Annotated in this window: 15 protein-coding genes; 4 read left to right on the top strand and 11 right to left on the bottom strand. The window is 73.6% G+C overall.

The window, feature by feature from the left end:
- Nucleotides 1-2: 2 nt before the first annotated feature.
- Nucleotides 3-908, top strand: a complete 906-nt coding sequence (locus tag ACWIYF_RS04590; RefSeq protein ID WP_448626933.1) for a CAP domain-containing protein — start codon at nt 3-5, stop codon at nt 906-908.
- Between the two features lie 129 nt (nt 909-1,037).
- Nucleotides 1,038-1,919 (top strand): hypothetical protein, encoded by an 882-nt coding sequence (locus tag ACWIYF_RS04585; protein WP_448626932.1) that lies wholly within the window; start codon nt 1,038-1,040, stop codon nt 1,917-1,919.
- A gap of 117 nt (nt 1,920-2,036) precedes the next feature.
- Here ACWIYF_RS04585 and ACWIYF_RS04580 read toward each other — a convergent pair whose 3' ends face one another.
- From ACWIYF_RS04580 to ACWIYF_RS04565, 4 genes are all read right to left on the bottom strand, one after another.
- The gene (locus ACWIYF_RS04580; protein ID WP_448626931.1) at nt 2,037-3,251 is read right to left on the bottom strand and encodes an NADP-dependent isocitrate dehydrogenase; all 1,215 of its coding nucleotides are present in this window, start codon (nt 3,249-3,251) and stop codon (nt 2,037-2,039) included.
- Nucleotides 3,252-3,334: 83 nt separating this feature from the next.
- The gene (gene mdh, locus ACWIYF_RS04575) at nt 3,335-4,288 is read right to left on the bottom strand and encodes a malate dehydrogenase (RefSeq protein WP_448626930.1); all 954 of its coding nucleotides are present in this window, start codon (nt 4,286-4,288) and stop codon (nt 3,335-3,337) included.
- Between the two features lie 43 nt (nt 4,289-4,331).
- Entirely contained in the window at nt 4,332-4,631 is a 300-nt protein-coding gene (locus ACWIYF_RS04570; protein ID WP_448626929.1) for a DUF3017 domain-containing protein, read from the bottom strand.
- A complete protein-coding gene (locus ACWIYF_RS04565) occupies nt 4,631-5,500 on the bottom strand; it encodes a bifunctional methylenetetrahydrofolate dehydrogenase/methenyltetrahydrofolate cyclohydrolase (RefSeq protein WP_448626928.1) in 870 nt (289 codons plus the stop codon). Before ACWIYF_RS04565 ends, ACWIYF_RS04570 begins: the two co-directional genes overlap by 1 nt.
- 101 nt (nt 5,501-5,601) lie before the next feature.
- Between ACWIYF_RS04565 and ACWIYF_RS04560 the strand changes: the two genes are divergently transcribed.
- The gene (locus ACWIYF_RS04560; protein WP_448626927.1) at nt 5,602-6,285 is read left to right on the top strand and encodes a hypothetical protein; all 684 of its coding nucleotides are present in this window, start codon (nt 5,602-5,604) and stop codon (nt 6,283-6,285) included.
- 19 nt (nt 6,286-6,304) lie between these two features.
- Here ACWIYF_RS04560 and ACWIYF_RS04555 read toward each other — a convergent pair whose 3' ends face one another.
- The 7 genes from ACWIYF_RS04555 to sucC all read right to left on the bottom strand — a co-directional run bounded on the left by ACWIYF_RS04555 (nt 6,305) and on the right by sucC (nt 13,858).
- Nucleotides 6,305-6,937, bottom strand: a complete 633-nt coding sequence (locus ACWIYF_RS04555) for a pentapeptide repeat-containing protein (protein WP_448626926.1) — start codon at nt 6,935-6,937, stop codon at nt 6,305-6,307.
- Nucleotides 6,934-8,487, bottom strand: a complete 1,554-nt coding sequence (gene purH, locus ACWIYF_RS04550; RefSeq protein WP_448626925.1) for a bifunctional phosphoribosylaminoimidazolecarboxamide formyltransferase/IMP cyclohydrolase — start codon at nt 8,485-8,487, stop codon at nt 6,934-6,936. Before purH ends, ACWIYF_RS04555 begins: the two co-directional genes overlap by 4 nt.
- Nucleotides 8,484-9,095, bottom strand: a complete 612-nt coding sequence (purN, locus tag ACWIYF_RS04545) for a phosphoribosylglycinamide formyltransferase (protein ID WP_448626924.1) — start codon at nt 9,093-9,095, stop codon at nt 8,484-8,486. The genes purH and purN overlap by 4 nt, the downstream gene beginning before the upstream one ends.
- 9 nt (nt 9,096-9,104) lie before the next feature.
- Nucleotides 9,105-10,325 carry a cell division protein PerM gene (locus tag ACWIYF_RS04540; protein WP_448626923.1) on the bottom strand — a complete coding sequence of 407 codons (1,221 nt, stop codon included), beginning with the start codon at nt 10,323-10,325 and terminating at the stop codon, nt 9,105-9,107.
- 112 nt (nt 10,326-10,437) lie between these two features.
- Entirely contained in the window at nt 10,438-11,559 is a 1,122-nt protein-coding gene (locus ACWIYF_RS04535; RefSeq protein WP_448626922.1) for a hypothetical protein, read from the bottom strand.
- Between the two features lie 229 nt (nt 11,560-11,788).
- Nucleotides 11,789-12,664, bottom strand: a complete 876-nt coding sequence (sucD, locus tag ACWIYF_RS04530) for a succinate--CoA ligase subunit alpha (RefSeq protein WP_448626921.1) — start codon at nt 12,662-12,664, stop codon at nt 11,789-11,791.
- A 30-nt stretch (nt 12,665-12,694) separates the two neighbouring features.
- Entirely contained in the window at nt 12,695-13,858 is a 1,164-nt protein-coding gene (gene sucC, locus ACWIYF_RS04525) for an ADP-forming succinate--CoA ligase subunit beta (RefSeq protein ID WP_448626920.1), read from the bottom strand.
- A gap of 171 nt (nt 13,859-14,029) precedes the next feature.
- Here sucC and ACWIYF_RS04520 point away from each other — a divergent pair, with 171 nt between their 5' ends.
- Nucleotides 14,030-15,868, top strand: a complete 1,839-nt coding sequence (locus ACWIYF_RS04520; RefSeq protein ID WP_448626919.1) for a CocE/NonD family hydrolase — start codon at nt 14,030-14,032, stop codon at nt 15,866-15,868.

The raw sequence follows: 15,868 nt of genomic DNA, 5'->3' as shown, positions 1-15,868 counted from the left end.
CCGTGCACCACTCGCCCAGCGGCCCCTCGCTCTCCGCGCGGCTCTCCGCGGCATTCTCCCGTTGGGCCTTCCACCTGCCGCGTTCGCTGCGGCTGCGCGGGCGGATCGCGCCGGTCGTGCTCGTCTGCGGCGTCGTGGCCGGCATCGCCCTGTCGATCCCGGTGTTCGCCCCGGCCATCTCGAGCGCCGAGGACACGACCGTCGACCTCGACGCCTCGTCCGCCTCGTCGTCCGGTGATCCGCGGACCAGCCGCGAGGAGCGCTCGGGTGTCGTGCAGCTGGGCGTGGACGGCGCCCCCGCCGCGGAGACCTCGCCCGAGACAACGGCCGCCGCGCCGGAGAGCACGACCGAGGTGCCCGCGAGCGACGTCCCGGCGGCGTCCGACTCCTCGTCCGGGGCGGCCCCGGAGACGACGGAGGAGACCACCTCCTCGTCGTCCCCGGTCGAGGCGGCCCCGGAGACCAGCGAGTCGGCCCCCGCTCCGGCCCCCGCGCCCGCGGCTGCCGCCGCGCCGGCTCCCGCGGCCGCGCCCGCCGACCCGAGCGCCGAGGGGCAGGTGCTCGCGCTGGTGAACCAGGAGCGCGCGGCGGCCGGCTGCGGCCCCCTCGTGGCCGACGACGGCCTGGCCGCCCTCGCCCGGGCGTTCAGCGCCGACATGCGCGACCGCGGCTTCTTCTCGCACGACGACCCCGACGGCCTCTCGCCGTTCGACCGCGGTGACCGCGCCGGTGTGACCGTGATGGGCGAGAACATCGCCTACGGCCAGGCCGACGCCGCGGCGGTGATGAGCGACTGGATGAACAGCCCCGGGCACCGGGCGAACATCCTCAACTGCTCCTTCTCGCGGATCGGCGTCGGCGTCGCCCACGGCGCCGGCGGCCCCTGGTGGACCCAGGACTTCGCCTGAGGAAGGACCCCGTCCCCTCACCCCTCGCAAGCTCGGGGCGAGCCTCCGGACGGGGCCACCGGCCCGAGGTGATCAAGCGCCTGTGGATGAGGACAGCGCGGGAGCGCGACCACCAGGGACGCTGCGGCGGTGCCCGTGCCGCCGCTGCGTCCCCCGGTGCTGCACGGTCGCGTCTTCCGCGGCTCCTGGGCAGTAGGCGCAGGAGTACTCACCGAGCCGCAGTTGCGCAGCCGTGCCTGGCGTCGCCTGCGACGTGACGTCTACGCGGACGCCGTCCTGCCGGTCGACCACCGGCTGATGGCCCGCGGCGTGAGTCTGGTGATGCCGCGCCGTGCCGCGCTGGGTGGGCGGACGGCGGCGGTGCTCTGGGGCCTCGCCGATCTCGTCACCGCCGAGGATCCCGTGGAGGTCGTCGTCCCGCCGGGCACACGTTGGACGCCGGGGCCCGGCGTCGTCGTGCGCAGTGCCCGCCTCGACGGCGACGTCGTCCACGACGGCCGTGGGCTGCGCTGGACGGACCGGGTGCGCACTGCTGTGGACCTGATCCGCCGGGACGAAGGTGACGAGTCGGTCGTGCTTCTCGACCGCCTGGTCAACGCTCGCGTCGTGGATCTCGCGGACGTGCGGGCTGCGGTACAGGGACTGCCGGCGTGCCGGGGCAGCGCGGTCGCCCGCCGCACGGCGATGCTCGCCGACGGCCTGGCGGAGTCACCGCCGGAGACACGGCTGCGGCTGCTGCTGCACCGATCCGCTCTGCCCCTCCCGATCGCCCAGTACACGGTGCGCGTGGCCGGGAGGTTCGTCGCCAAGGTCGACTTCGCCTGGCCGGAGCATCGGCTGGCCCTCGAGTACGACGGGGTGTGGCACGGGGACCCGGATCAGTTCCCGAAGGACCGCAGGCGGCTCAACCGGCTGACCGCGGCCGACTGGCGGGTGCGGTTCGTGACGAAGGAGGACATGCGGCACCCGCGGGAACTGCTCGCGGACGTCGCACGAGCCCTGGCCCTGTGATCACCTCGGGTCCACCGGTGCCTCAACGCTCCTGAGGCAACGGTGGACCCGAGATGATCAACGACAGCGGCCCCCCGCCCGGTCGGGCGAGGGGCCGTCGTCGGCGTGCGGTTTGCGTCAGGCCATGGCCTTCTGCAGGTTGTTGTCGATCGCCGCGAGGAAGTCCTGGGTGTTGAGCCAGGCCTGGTCGCGGCTGATCAGCAGGGCGAGGTCCTTGGTCATCTGACCGCTCTCGACGGTGTCGATGCAGACCTTCTCGAGCGTCTCCGCGAAGTGGGTGACCTCGGGGGTGTTGTCGAGCTTGCCCCGGTGGGCCAGGCCCCGGGTCCAGGCGAAGATCGACGCGATCGGGTTGGTCGACGTCTGCTCGCCGCGCTGGTGCTGCCGGTAGTGCCGGGTGACCGTGCCGTGCGCGGCCTCGGCCTCGACGGTGCGGCCGTCGGGGCTCATCAGCACCGAGGTCATCAAGCCCAGCGAGCCGAAGCCCTGCGCGACGGTGTCGGACTGCACGTCGCCGTCGTAGTTCTTGCAGGCCCAGACGTAGCCGCCCTCCCACTTGAGGGACGCGGCGACCATGTCGTCGATCAGCCGGTGCTCGTAGGTGATGCCGGCGGACTCGAACTTGTCTTTGAACTCGGTCTCGAAGGTCTCCTGGAACAGGTCCTTGAAGCGGCCGTCGTAGGCCTTGAGGATCGTGTTCTTGGTCGAGAGGTAGACCGGGTAGCCGCGCTGCAGGCCGTAGTTCATCGAGGCCCGCGCGAAGTCGCGGATCGAGTCGTCGAGGTTGTACATCGCCATCGCGACACCGCCGCCGGGCGACTGGAACACCTCGTGCTGGATCGGCTCGCCGCCGTCCTTGGGCTGGAAGGAGATCGTCAGCGTCCCCTCGCCGGGGAACCTGAAGTCGGTCGCGCGGTACTGGTCACCGAACGCGTGACGGCCGACGACGATCGGCTTGGTCCAGCCCGGCACCAGCCGCGGCACGTTGGACATGATGATCGGCTCGCGGAAGATCACGCCGCCGAGGATGTTGCGGATCGTCCCGTTCGGGGACCGCCACATTTTCTTCAGGCCGAACTCCTCGACGCGGGCCTCGTCGGGGGTGATGGTCGCGCACTTGACGCCGACGCCGTGCTGCTTGATCGCGTTGGCCGCGTCGATGGTGATCTGGTCGTCGGTCTCGTCGCGCTTCTCGATGCCGAGGTCGTAGTACTCGAGGTTCACGTCGAGGTACGGGAGGATCAGCTGGTCCTTGATGAACTGCCAGATGATCCGGGTCATCTCGTCGCCGTCGAGTTCGACGACGGTGCCCTCGACCTTGATCTTGCTCACAGAGTTTCTCCTCGTGCTCATGTGGCCCCGCTGCAGGGTCCCGCCGCGAGCTCGCGAGCGGTGGGGGGCAGTGGGGTCCTTCTTCAGAGGTCGGCTACGTCGGCCTGCTTGGCCCGGACGGCCTCGGCGGCTTCGCGCAGCCCGGCCAGCTCGCTCTCGGTCAGATCGCCCTCGACCACGCGGCGCACGCCCTCGCGGCCGATCTCGGCCTCGACGCCGAGGTACACCCCGGAGATGCCGTACTCACCGTCCACCCACGCGCAGACCGGCATGACCGCGCCGGAGTCCTCCATGACCGCGCGGGCCATGCGGGCCGCGGCGGCCGAGGGGGCGTAGTACGCCGACCCGGTCTTGAGCAGCGCGACCACCTCGGCACCGCCGTTGCGGGTGCGGTCGACCAGGTGGTCGATGCGGTCCTGGGGCAGCACGTCGGCCAGCGGCTTGCCGTCGACGGTGCACCGCGACGGGACCGGCACCATCGTGTCGCCGTGCGAGCCGAGGGTGAGGGTCTGCACCGAGCCCACCGGGACGCCGAGCTCCTCGGCCACGTTGTTGGTGAATCGCGCGGTGTCGAGCATGCCGGCCTGGCCCATGACCCGGTTCTTCGGGAAACCGGTGGCCAGCTGCGCCAGCGCGGTCATCTCGTCGAGCGGGTTGGAGACGACGATGATCACCGCGTCGGGCGAGGTCCGCGCGATGTTCTCCGCGACCTGGCGGACGATCTTCGCGTTGGTCTCGATGAGATCCATCCGGCTCATGCCGGGCTTGCGCGGGAGACCCGCGGTGACGACGACGACGTCGGAGTTCTCGGTGCCCTCGTAGGAACCGCCGCCGACACCGACGATCTTGGTCTCGAAGCCCTCGATCGGCCGCGACTGGTTCATGTCGAGGGCCAGGCCCTCCGGCTTGCCCTCCACGATGTCGGTGAGGACGACGGTCTCGAAGATGTCGTACTCGGCGAGCCGCAGAGCCGTGGTGGACCCGTAGAAACCGGCGCCGACGACGGTGACCTTGCCCGACCGGGACTTCTCTGCCATGGCCCTCAACCTAGCGCCGGGGCGCGGTGCGCGCCTGAGCGGGTCAGGAGGACGGGATGGCCAGCGCGATGATCGCCAGCGCCAGCCCGGTCCCCGCCAGCAGCAGGACGTCGACCGGCCGGCTCCGGACGGCGAGGAACCCGACCCGCCGCACCGGCAGCAGCAGCCGCAGCACCGCTCCCCCGACCAGTGCCAGGCCGGCGACGACCAGGCCCTTGCGCCAGTGCTCGAAGGTGACCATCAGCAGCCCCACGCCGACCGCGATCAGCACCGCGAGCAGCGGCAGCTGGCGGATCAGGCCGGCGAGGAACGGCCGGCGGGTGTAGAGCGGCGGCCGGGACATCAGGCCGAGAGGACCTCGACGGCCGCGGCCTGCTCCGCGGCGGCCACGACGTTGGCCAGCAGCATCGCGCGGGTCATCGGCCCGACGCCGCCGGGGTTGGGGGCCACGTGGCCGGCGACGTCCACGACGTCGAGGGCGACGTCCCCGGCGATCTTGCCGTCGACCCGGCTGACACCGACGTCCAGGACGGCGGCGCCCGGCTTGACCATGTCCTTGGTGATCAGCCCGGGCACGCCGGCGGCGGCGACCACGATGTCCGCGTTGCGGACGTGCGCGGTCAGGTCACGGGTGCCGGTGTGGCACAGGGTGACGGTGGCGTTCTCGCTGCGGCGGGTGAGCAGCAGCCCGAGGGGGCGGCCCACCGTGATGCCGCGGCCGATGACCACGACCTCCGCGCCGGCGATCGGCACGTCGTACCGGCGCAGCAGCTCGACGATGCCGACCGGGGTGCAGGGCAGCGCCCCGGGGACGTTGAGCACCAGCCGACCGAGGTTGACGGGGTGCAGGCCGTCGGCGTCCTTGGCCGGGGCCATCGCCTCGAGGACGGCGTACTCGTCGACCTGCTCGGGCAGCGGCAGCTGGACGATGTAGCCGGTGCAGGCCGGGTCGGCGTTGAGCTCGGCCACGACGCCGAGGACGTCGGCCTGCGTCGCCGTCGCCGGCAGCTCGCGCTGGATGCTGGCGATGCCGACCTGGGCGCAGTCCTTGTGCTTGGCGTCGACGTACCAGCGGCTGCCCGGGTCGTCGCCGACCAGCAGCGTGCCGAGCCCCGGCTGGTGACCGGCCGCGGTCAGTGCCGCGACGCGCTCGGTGAGCTCGGTGCGGATCGCCGCCGCCGTGGCCTTGCCGTCCAGGATCGTCGCGGGCACGACCGACAGTGTGCCCGAGACGACTCACGGGGAGCGCCCGCGGCCCTAGGCTCGGCTGCGTGGGCGACTTCCCGCGCCCGCCGACCCGTCGGAGGAGCCAGATGAGCGAGCGCGAACAGACCCCCTACCCGACCGGGAGCCGGTCCGCGCAGGACGAGCAGCAGTCCCGCCCCGTCGACGACACGTGGCGGGAGCAGACCACGCCGGGGATCACGCCCGTCGTCGGCGGCTCGACCGCGGTGGGGCCGGCGGCGCAGGGCTACGCCGGGACGGGCGAGAACTACTACACGGCCCCGCAGTACTCGACCCAGCCGGTCAAGGTGCGCCGCGCGGACGCGTTCGCGGCGCTGCTGCTGATCCTCGCCGGCATCGCGGCCGGGGTGAGCCTGCTGCTGTCCTGGCTGCCGCGCGACAACACCCGCGGCTGGGACATCCTGCGGCTCGGGTTCGACACGATCGCCGAGGACGGCATCGGTGGGCTGTTCACCTCCGGGTTCTGGCAGCCGCTGGCGGTGATCCTCGGCGGCGGGGTGCTGTTCGTCCTCGGGCTGCTGATGCTCGTCCCCGCCCGCGCCCACCGCTTCCTCGGCCTGCTCGCGCTGCTGGTCAGCATCGCTGTCGCCGCGGGGGTGCTCGTGCCGCTGGCCGACAACGGCTGGGACCTCGGCGACTTCGGCATCGGCTTCTGGTTCGCGATCGCCGTCGCCGTCCTCGGCCTGCTCGGCTCGCTCAAGGCCCTGCTCACCGGCCCCAAGAAGGGGACGACGACGGCTCCACCGGCCTGACCTCCCGGCGCTCCGGCCGCTACTCGGCGACCAGGGCGCCGTGGGCGCGGGCGAACGCGACCGCCTGCACGAGGTCCAGGCGGACGCCGAGCAGGTTCAGCGCCCGCCAGTTGACGCCCTCGGTGGAGGCGCCCCGCAGGTCGGCCCCGCGCAGCTTCAGCCCATGCACGCGGACGTTGTCCAGGTCGGCACCGACCAGGTTGCACTCGCGCAGGTCGGCGTCGGTGAGGTCGGCCTCGCGCAGCCGCTGACCGGAGAGGTCCAGGCCCGAGAGGTCCGCGCCGCGCAACGACGTCCAGCTCCAGTCGCTGTCGGTCGACGTCATCGGCCGCAGCTCGGCCCCGGGGAACTGCGAGCCGGTCAGCTTGCAGCCGTCCCACACGGCGTCGAAGAGCTTGGCCCGGTCGAACCGGCAGGACAGGAACGCCGAACCGGAGTGCCGCGACCCACCGAGCAGCACGCCGGTGAGCACGCACGACTCGAAGACGCAGCGGCGGGTGACCAGCTCCGACAGCGAGGCGTCGTCGAACCGGCAGCGGGTGAACGTGACGTTCGACAGCTCCACCCAGTCCCACTCCACCCGGGCGAAGTCCGCCCCCTCGACGACGGTCCCGTCCTCCGGCGGGCGGACGTGGGGTCGCGCGCCCCTCAATGGGCGAAGTGGCGGGTGCCGGTCAGGTACATCGGGACGCCGGCCGCGGTGGCCGCCGCGATGACCTCCTCGTCGCGCACCGACCCGCCGGGCTGGACGACGGCCCGGACCCCCGCGTCGAGCAGCACCTGCAGCCCGTCGGCGAACGGGAAGAACGCATCGGAGGCCGCCACCGCCCCCGCGGCCCGGTCCCCCGCCCGCGCCACGGCCAGCCGGGCGGCGTCCACCCGGTTGACCTGGCCCATGCCGACGCCGACGGTGGCCTTGTCGTGCGCCAGCAGGATCGCGTTGCTCTTCACGGCGCGGACGCTGCGCCAGGCGAACACCAGGTTGTCCAGCTCCGCGGCGTCCACCGGCTGGCCGGCGACGAGCGTCCACGTCGTCGGGTCGTCGCCGGAGGCGTCGATGCGGTCGATGGTCTGCAGCAGCAGCCCGCCGCCGACCGGGCGCAGCTCCGCACCGGCTCCGGGCACGTGCGGCAGCCGCAGGATGCGGATGTTCTTCTTCGTGGTCAGCACCTGCAGGGCGTCGGCCGTGAACGACGGCGCGACGACCACCTCGGTGAACACCTCGGCGACCTGCTCGGCCATCGTCAGGTCGACCTCGCGGTTTGCCGCGATGACGCCGCCGAACGCCGAGACGGGGTCGCAGGCGTGCGCCTTGCGGTGCGCCGACGCGATGTCGGCGCCCACCGCGATCCCGCACGGGTTGGCGTGCTTGATGATCGCCACGCAGGGGTCGTTGTGGTCGTGCGCGGCCCGCCAGGCGGCGTCGGTGTCGACGTAGTTGTTGTAGGACATCGCCTTGCCGTGCAGCTGCTCGGCGTGCGCGAGCCCCGGCCGCTCACCGCGGTAGAGGGCCGCCCGCTGGTGCGGGTTCTCGCCGTAGCGCAGCACGTCGGCCCGCTGCCAGGTGGCCCCGACCCAGCCGGGGAAGCCGGAGCCGTCGTCGTCCGGCGCGAGCACGTTGCCCATCCACGACGCGACGGCGATGTCGTAGGTGGCCGTGTGCCGGAACGCCGCCGCGGCCAGCTGCTGCCGCTGGGCGAGGGTGAACCCGCCCTCGGCCACCGCCGCCAGGACGTCGCCGTAGCGGGCCGGGTCGACGACGACGGCGACCGACGGGTGGTTCTTCGCCGCGGCCCGGACCATGGCCGGACCGCCGATGTCGATCTGCTCGACGCACTCGTCGGAGGACGCGCCGGAGGCCACCGTCTCGGTGAACGGGTAGAGGTTGACCACCACGAGGTCGAACGGCGCGATGCCGAGCTCGTCGAGCTGCGCGCTGTGCTCGGCCCGGCGCCGGTCGGCCAGGATCCCGGCGTGGACGGCGGGGTGCAGCGTCTTCACCCGCCCGTCGAGGCACTCGGGGAAGCCGGTCACCTTCTCCACCGGCGTGACCGGGACGCCGGCCTCGGCGATCCTCCGGGCGGTGGCGCCGGTGCTCACCAGCTCCACCCCGGCGGCGGCGAGGCCGCGGGCGAGCTCCTCGATCCCGCTCTTGTCGTAGACGCCCAGCAGCGCACGACGGATCGGCGTGCGGTCGGTCATCGCGAGTTCTCCCTCGTCACGTTCGCGGTGACGAGCTGCGCCACCGTCTCCACCAGGAGCTCGCGCTCCACCGTCTTGATGCGTTCGTGCAGCCTCGCCTCGTCGTCCCCGGGCTCGACGGGGACCTCGCGCTGGGCGAGCACCGGGCCGGTGTCCACCCCGGCGTCGACCAGGTGCACGGTCGATCCGGTCACCGGCACCCCGGCGGCCAGGGCGTCCCGGACGGCGTGCGCGCCGGGGAAGGCCGGCAGCAGGGCGGGGTGGGTGTTGATCAGCCGGCCGCCGAACGCGTCCAGCACGGCCGGGCCGACGATCTTCATGAAACCGGCGGAGACCACGAGGTCCGGCTCGAAGCCGGCGATCGCGGCGGCCAGCGCGCGGTCCCAGGCGGCGCGGTCGGGGTGCTCCCCCAGCGCGCACACGAAGGCCGGCAGGCCGCGCCTGCGGGCGTGCTCGAGCCCCGGCGCCTGCCGGTCGGCACCGACGGCGACCACCTCGGCCGGGTAGCCGGGGTCGTCGGCGGCGTCGAGCAGCGCGGCGCACAGCGACCCCGTCCCCGACAGCAGGACGACGACGCGCGCCCGCGGGGTGGGCTCGGGTGCGGGCACGACCCGACCCTAGTGCGACCGCCCGGACCCGCCGCCGTCAGCCCGGGACCGCCACCGGCTCACCGTCGCGGCGACGGCGGCGGCGATCCCGGCCTGCGCCGCGACCGCGATGCCGGTCGCCAGCGCCGGCGCGCCCACCTCGGCCAGGGCGCCGTCGCCCAGCGAACCGGCGGCCACCCACACCCCGGCGGCGCTCAGCAGTCCCAGCAGGACGCCGGCCGCCACGCCCCACAGCCCGGCGACGACCGGGCCGCCGTCGTCCGGGCCCATCCGGCGGCCGAGCACCGCGCCGGTGACCAGCCCGGCCAGCGCCGGCACCGCCTGCGAGACGAAGGCGAGCAGCGGCACGGCCTGGGTGTCGGGCAGCGCGGCCAGCAGCGGCAGGGCCGGGACGGCGGCGAGCGTCACGCCGTGCACCGAGACCAGCGTGCCGGTGCCGACCACGAAGCCGGGGCCGGCGGCCAGCCCGAGCACGGCGGCGGCGGCGTTGGGCAGGAGCAGCAGCCCGAGGCCGAGCAGCCCGAGCGCGCCGGCGCCCGCCCCGCCGAGGCCGCCGGAGAGCGCGGCGTACCCGCTCGCGTCGTCGGCCACGGCCACGGCCACGACAGCCAGGCACAGGGCCAGCAGCGTCAGCACCCCCGCGACGACGGCGCGCAGCAACGGGCGCACCGCCCCGGGGGCGCGGTCGAGCAGCGCGTCGAGCCCGCCCGACTCGCGGAGCACCCCCCAGCCGCAGGCGACGAGCGCGAGGACGGCGGCGCCGGGCGCGGTGCGCAGCAGGTCCACGCCGGCGTCGGGGTCGTCGAGGACCAGGCCGAGCAGCACGGTCAGCGCCGTGTGGAGGCCCACCATCGCCGCCGTCGTCCATCCCGCGGCACGCGGGCCGACCTCGCCGGAGACGTGGACGGCGAACCGGCCCGCGCGGGCGAGCCCCCAGGCGATGCCGAGGGTCAGCAGCAGCGGCGCCAGCCGCAGCGGACCGGACGGCAGCTCGAGCTCCGCTCCGTTGGCCAGCAGCCACAGCCGGCCGGCCAGCGCGGCGGAGCCGCCGACGGAGAGCCCGCCGGTCGGGTCGAGCGTCGAGACGACGACGACCGCGACGCCGAGGCCGGCCAGCCCGGCCAGTGAGACCGCCGCGACCGCGGCCGCCGCCCAGCCCAGGGGCGGTCCGCCGTCCCGCCCGGATCCGGGCAGCCGGGCGAGCAGGGCCCGTGGGGAGGAAACCGCCATGGGTCCACTGTCCCAAGGCCGTCCCGCGGATCGTCGGCGCACGCGCCGGAGAGCCCGGAACGCCACGACCGCCGGCGGCCCGGAGGCGCCGGCGGTCGTGGGTGTGCAGGGGTCAGGCGCTGGTCGACGGGGCGCTGGGCCCGCTCGGCTGCTCACCGGACGCGGTCGAGCCGGTCGGGCCCGGCTGCCCGTACGGCGGGGGCGGCGTGCCCTCCCCCGCCGGGGCCGGGCCGCCCTGGCTCGCCGGGGCCGCCGGACCGCCCTGCGCCGGCCCCGGAGGAGGCGGCGGCGGGGCGTACTGCTGCTGGGGCGGCGGGCCGGCGGGTGCGCCGGGCTGCTGCCCGTACGGCTGACCCGGGGCGCTGCCCGGACGGCCGGGCTGGCCACCCAACTGGCCGGTGACGTCCGGCGCCTGCTGGTTGGCCCACTGCGCCGCGTTGGCCAGGCCGCCCGGCAGCGCCGGCCGGTTGCGCAGCTCGGGCAGCAGGGACAGGAACGCGAACAACGCGATCGCCGCGGCCACGAGCAGGCCGAGCAGCGCGAAGACGAAGAAGCCGCCGCCGAGGGACCGGATCCAGGCGATCAGCGTCAGCAGGAACCCGAGACCGGCCAGGCCGACGGTGATCCAGCCGCGCGGGAAGCCGAGCGTGACCTCGTAGAACGCCGGCAGCACCGCCCACACCGCGGCGAACAGGAACAGGAAGAAGGCCAACTTGACCAGCAAACTGGTCCAGCCGCTGATCGACTCGTCGATGAACGTGGCGTCGCTCGGGAATCCCAAGACGTAGTCGCTGAAGTCGAACCAGGGGAAGAACGACAGGACCAGGTAGACCAGCGTGCCGCCGGCGATGACGTAGTGCGCCATCTTCAGCTTGGCGGCGTCGAACGAGACGCCGGCGCCGGTGCCCGCGTGCTGCCCGTAGGGGTTGTAGCCCGGCTGCTGCCCGTAGGTGGGCTGGCCGTACGGCTGGTGGCCGTAGGGAGGGTGCTGACCGTAGGGAGGCTGCTGGCCGTAGCCGGGGGGCGGCCCGTAGGGCGGCTGGCCGGGCTGCGGCGGCTGACCGTAGGAGGGCTGCCCCGGCGGCGGGTAGGGCGGCTGCCCCGGTTGCTGACCGTAGGACGGCTGCCCCGGCGCGGGCGGCGGGAAGCCCGGCTGCTGCCCGTAACCGGGCTGCCCGCCCTGCGGCGGCGGCCCGTACCCGCCCGGCGGCTGCGGGGGCTGACTGGAGGTCATGACGGGGTTCTCCTCAGTAGTGACAGGCGTGCGGAGCGCATGGTGTCCGCCCAGGTCGCTCCAGGCAACACTGGCACGCCCGGTGTCCCCTGTCCGTGATCCGCGTCCTCGCGGGCCCGGACACGGCGCTGCCCGGCGACCCCATGAGGTCGCCGGGCAGCGGCAGTAGAAGGACCGCCCTTCCCCCCACGCCTCGCAGGCTCGGCGCGGGCCCCTGAAGGGCGGCCTCTCAGCCCACCAGTTCCCGCATGAGCCGAGCGGTCTCCGACGGCGTCTTGCCGACCCGCACGCCGGCGGCCTCGAGGGCCTCCTTCTTGGCCTGCGCGGTGCCGGAGGAGCCGGAGACGATCGCGCCGGCGTGGCCCATCGTCTTGCCCTCGGGCGCGGTGAAGCCGGCGACGTAGCCGACGACCGGCTTGGTCACGTTGGCCTTGATGAAGTCGGCCGCGCGCTCCTCGGCGTCGCCGCCGATCTCACCGATCATCACGATGGCCTCGGTCTCCGGGTCGTCCTGGAACGCCTGGAGGCAGTCGATGTGCGTCGTCCCGATGACCGGGTCGCCGCCGATGCCGACGCAGGTGGAGAAACCGATGTCCCGGAGCTCGTACATCATCTGGTAGGTCAGCGTGCCCGACTTGCTGACCAGGCCGATCTTGCCCTGCTTGGTGATGTTGGCCGGGATGATGCCGGCGTTGGACCGTCCGGGGCTGATCAGGCCGGGGCAGTTCGGGCCGACGATCCGGGTCGAGCCGCCCTGGGCGTGCGCCCAGAAGTAGGTCGAGTCGTGCACCGGGATGCCCTCGGTGATGACGACGGCGAGCCCGATCTGGGCGTCGACGGCCTCGAGGACGGCGCCCTTCGCGCCGGCCGGCGGCACGAAGATGACGCTGACGTCGGCGCCGGTCTCCTTCATCGCCTCGGCGACGCTGCCGAACACCGGCACGGTGGAGCCGTCGAACTCGACGCTCTCGCCGGCCTTCTTCGGATTCACGCCGCCGACGATCGCCGTCCCGGAGGCCAGCATGCGCTGGGTGTGCTTGCGCCCCTCCGAGCCGGTCATGCCCTGGACGATGACCTTGCTGTTCTCGTTGAGGAAGATCGACATCTCTGTTGGATTCCTGTTCGGAAGAGGCGGTCAGGCGGCGGCGAGCTCGGCGGCGCGACGGGCGGCGCCGTCCATGGTGTCCACGACGGTGACCAGCGGGTGGTTGGCCTCGGCGAGGATCCGCCGGCCCTCCTCCACGTTGTTGCCGTCGAGGCGGACGACGAGCGGCTTGGTCGCCTCGTCGCCGAGCAGCTGCAGCGCGTGGACGATGCCGTTGGCGACGGCGTCGCAGGCGGTGATCCCGCCGAAGACGTTGACGAACACGCTCTTCACGGCCGGGTCGGACAGGATGATGTGCAGCCCGTTGGCCATGACCTCCGCCGAGGCGCCACCGCCGATGTCGAGGAAGTTGGCCGGCTTCACCCCGCCGAACTCCTCGCCGGCGTAGGCGACGACGTCCAGGGTGCTCATGACCAGGCCGGCGCCGTTGCCGATGATGCCGACCTCGCCGTCGAGCTTGACGTAGTTGAGGTCCTTCTCCTTGGCGGCGGCCTCGAGCGGGTCGGCCGAGGCGGTGTCCTCGAGGCCGGTCCGGTTGTCGTGCCGGAAGGCGGCGTTGTCGTCGAGGGTCACCTTCGCGTCGAGCGCGAGGACGGTGCCGTCGGGCGCCTTGGCCAGCGGGTTGACCTCGACGAGGGTGGCGTCCTCCTTGGTGAAGACCTCCCACAGCCGCTGGGCGACGGCGATGACCTGGTCGCGGACCTCGGCCGGGAAGTTCGCGGCGTCCACGATCTCGGCGGCCTTGGCCTCGTCGACACCCTGGGTGGCGTCGACCGGGATGCGGGCCAGCGCCTCCGGGCGCTCGACGGCGAGCTGCTCGATCTCCATGCCGCCCTCGCGCGAGGCCATGGCCAGGAAGGTGCGGTTGGCGCGGTCGAGCAGGTAGGAGAAGTAGTACTCCTCGGCGATGTCGCTGGCCTGGGCGACCATCACGCGGTGGGTGATGTGGCCCTTGATGTCCAGGCCGAGGATGTCCTGCGCGCGCGCCCTCGCGTCGTCGGGGTTGTCGGCCAGCTTGACGCCGCCGGCCTTGCCTCGGCCGCCGACCTTCACCTGCGCCTTGACGACGACGGTCTGGCCGATGTCGCGCGCGATCGCCTCTGCCTGCTCCGGGGTCTCGGCGACACCACCGGGGAGCACGGGCACGCCGTGCGACGCCAACAGGTCACGGGCCTGGTACTCGAAGAGATCCACGAACAGGCACCGTAGCCCGCGCGTAACACGGCCGCTCCACCGGCAAGGGTGAGGTGCGGGGCATCACAGCGGCGGGCGTTCGCTACCGGCGCGTAACCCCAGGCCGGGTGGCGCGTTGAGGAGTGGGCCGGGTCACCACGACCCGCTCCCGACGCCGAGGAGGCCGCCGAGGTGCGCCGAGCCGCCATCGTCCTGACCACCAGCGCGCTGACCGCGGCCGGGTCGGCCGTGCTCGCCCCACCGGCGTCCGCGGCCGGCATCGCGCCGCGCGACCTCACCATCACGGTGACCCACGTCGGCCCGGAGGACCGGACCTGCCGGATCGACGCCGATCTGTACGTGCCCCCGGGCGTGACGGCGGCGACGCCCGGCCCGGCGCTGCTGGCCACGAACGGCTTCGGCGGCACCAAGGCCGACCAGGCCGACCTCGCCCAGGGCTTCGGCGAGCGCGGCTACATGACGCTGTCCTACACCGGCCTGGGCTTCGTCGACGGCGACCCCTGCCCGATCACCCTCGACGACCGCGAGCACGACGGCGCCGCGGCGAGCCAACTGCTGCGCTTCCTCGGCGGCGACCCGTCGATCACCGCCGTCGACGACGCGACCGGGGAGCCGGTGCGCGTCGACCAAGTGATCCGGCAGGACGCCCGGACCGGCACGCCGCACGACCCCGCGGTCGGCATGATCGGCGGCTCCTACGGCGGCCAGATCCAGTTCGCGACCGCCGCCGTCGAGCACGCCGCCGGCACCGACCGGCTCGACGCGATCGTCCCGATGATCACCTGGAACGACCTGGCCTACGCGCTGGACCCGGACAACAGCTCGCTGCCCAGCGGCACCGCCCGCAGCGGCTCGACCGGCTACACCGGCAGCGGCGTCTTCAAGTACCAGTGGTCGGCGCTGTTCACCACGCTCGGCGTGGTCAACGGCGTCGAGGACCTGCAGGCGCTGGCCGATGCGGCGAGCTTCAAGGCATTCGTGAACCGGAACTGCGGCAACTTCGACCCGCCGGTGTGCCAGGCGCTGCTGGAGGTGGCCGCCCAGGGCTACGCGAGCCAGGCCTCGATCGACTTCCTGCGGTCGAACTCGGTGGCGAGCTACGTCTCCGACGTCCGGGTCCCGACGCTGATCGCCCAGGGCCAGGCCGACACGCTGTTCAACCTGCAGGAGTCGGTGGCGACCTACACCGCGCTGAGGCAGCAGGGCACGCCGGTGGCCCTGCAGTGGCAGTCGTGGGGCCACAGCAACCTGACGCCGGTGGCCGGGGAGCTCGACGAGCGGCACCCGGCGTCGTCCTACCAGGGCCGGCGGGCGATCGCCTGGTTCGACCACTACCTGCTCGGCCGCGGCCCGGCGCCGAAGCTGGACTTCACGTACTTCCGCGACTGGGTCTTCGCGGCGACGGGGGACGCCGGCCGGGCCTACGCGTCGGCCCCCGCGTTCCCGGTCGGCCGCGAGCGGACCCTCCACCTCTCCGGCGACGGGGCGCTGGTCGACAGCCGCGCCGCGGTGGTGCCGGGCACGAGCGGCTACAGCAGCGTGGCGCCGGTCGGTCCCAACTACACCGAGACGTCGTTCCTCGACCAGAGCGGGCCGGTGACCGACCCACCGGGGACGGCGATCCGGTTCGCCACCGCGCCGCTGACCCGGCCGCTCGACGTCGTCGGCTCGCCGCGGCTGACCGTGCGGCTGGACTCCCCCGCCGCGCTCACCCAGGGCGCCGGGCCGGCCGGGCAGCTGGTCGTCTTCGCCAAGCTCTACGACATCGGCCCGGACGGCGCGGTCGAGCTGCCGCACCGCCTGATCTCACCGGCCCGCATCGGGGACGTGACGCGGCCGGTGACCATCGAGCTGCCGGGCATCGTGCACCGCTTCGAGCCCGGGCACCGGCTCGCCGTCGTCCTCGCCGGTGGGGACCTGGCCTACCGCGGGTCGACGGCGCCGCAGCCGGTGACGCTCACGACCGGCCCCGGCGCTGTCCAGCAGCTCACCCTGCCGGTGACCTCGTGA

It is taken from the genome of Geodermatophilus sp. URMC 64, assembly GCF_053502555.1.
This window is presented reverse-complemented; position numbering and strand designations above follow the sequence as displayed.

Bases quoted from the DNA above. Each gene is read 5' to 3' on its own strand.
- mdh (WP_448626930.1), bottom strand. From the start codon at position 4,288: ATGGCAGAGAAGTCCCGGTCGGGCAAGGTCACCGTCGTCGGCGCCGGT.
- ACWIYF_RS04570 (WP_448626929.1), bottom strand. From the start codon at position 4,631: ATGTCCCGGCCGCCGCTCTACACCCGCCGGCCGTTCCTCGCCGGCCTG.
- ACWIYF_RS04560 (WP_448626927.1), top strand. From the start codon at position 5,602: ATGAGCGAGCGCGAACAGACCCCCTACCCGACCGGGAGCCGGTCCGCG.
- purH (WP_448626925.1), bottom strand. From the start codon at position 8,487: ATGACCGACCGCACGCCGATCCGTCGTGCGCTGCTGGGCGTCTACGAC.
- ACWIYF_RS04540 (WP_448626923.1), bottom strand. From the start codon at position 10,325: ATGGCGGTTTCCTCCCCACGGGCCCTGCTCGCCCGGCTGCCCGGATCC.
- ACWIYF_RS04535 (WP_448626922.1), bottom strand. From the start codon at position 11,559: ATGACCTCCAGTCAGCCCCCGCAGCCGCCGGGCGGGTACGGGCCGCCG.
- sucD (WP_448626921.1), bottom strand. From the start codon at position 12,664: ATGTCGATCTTCCTCAACGAGAACAGCAAGGTCATCGTCCAGGGCATG.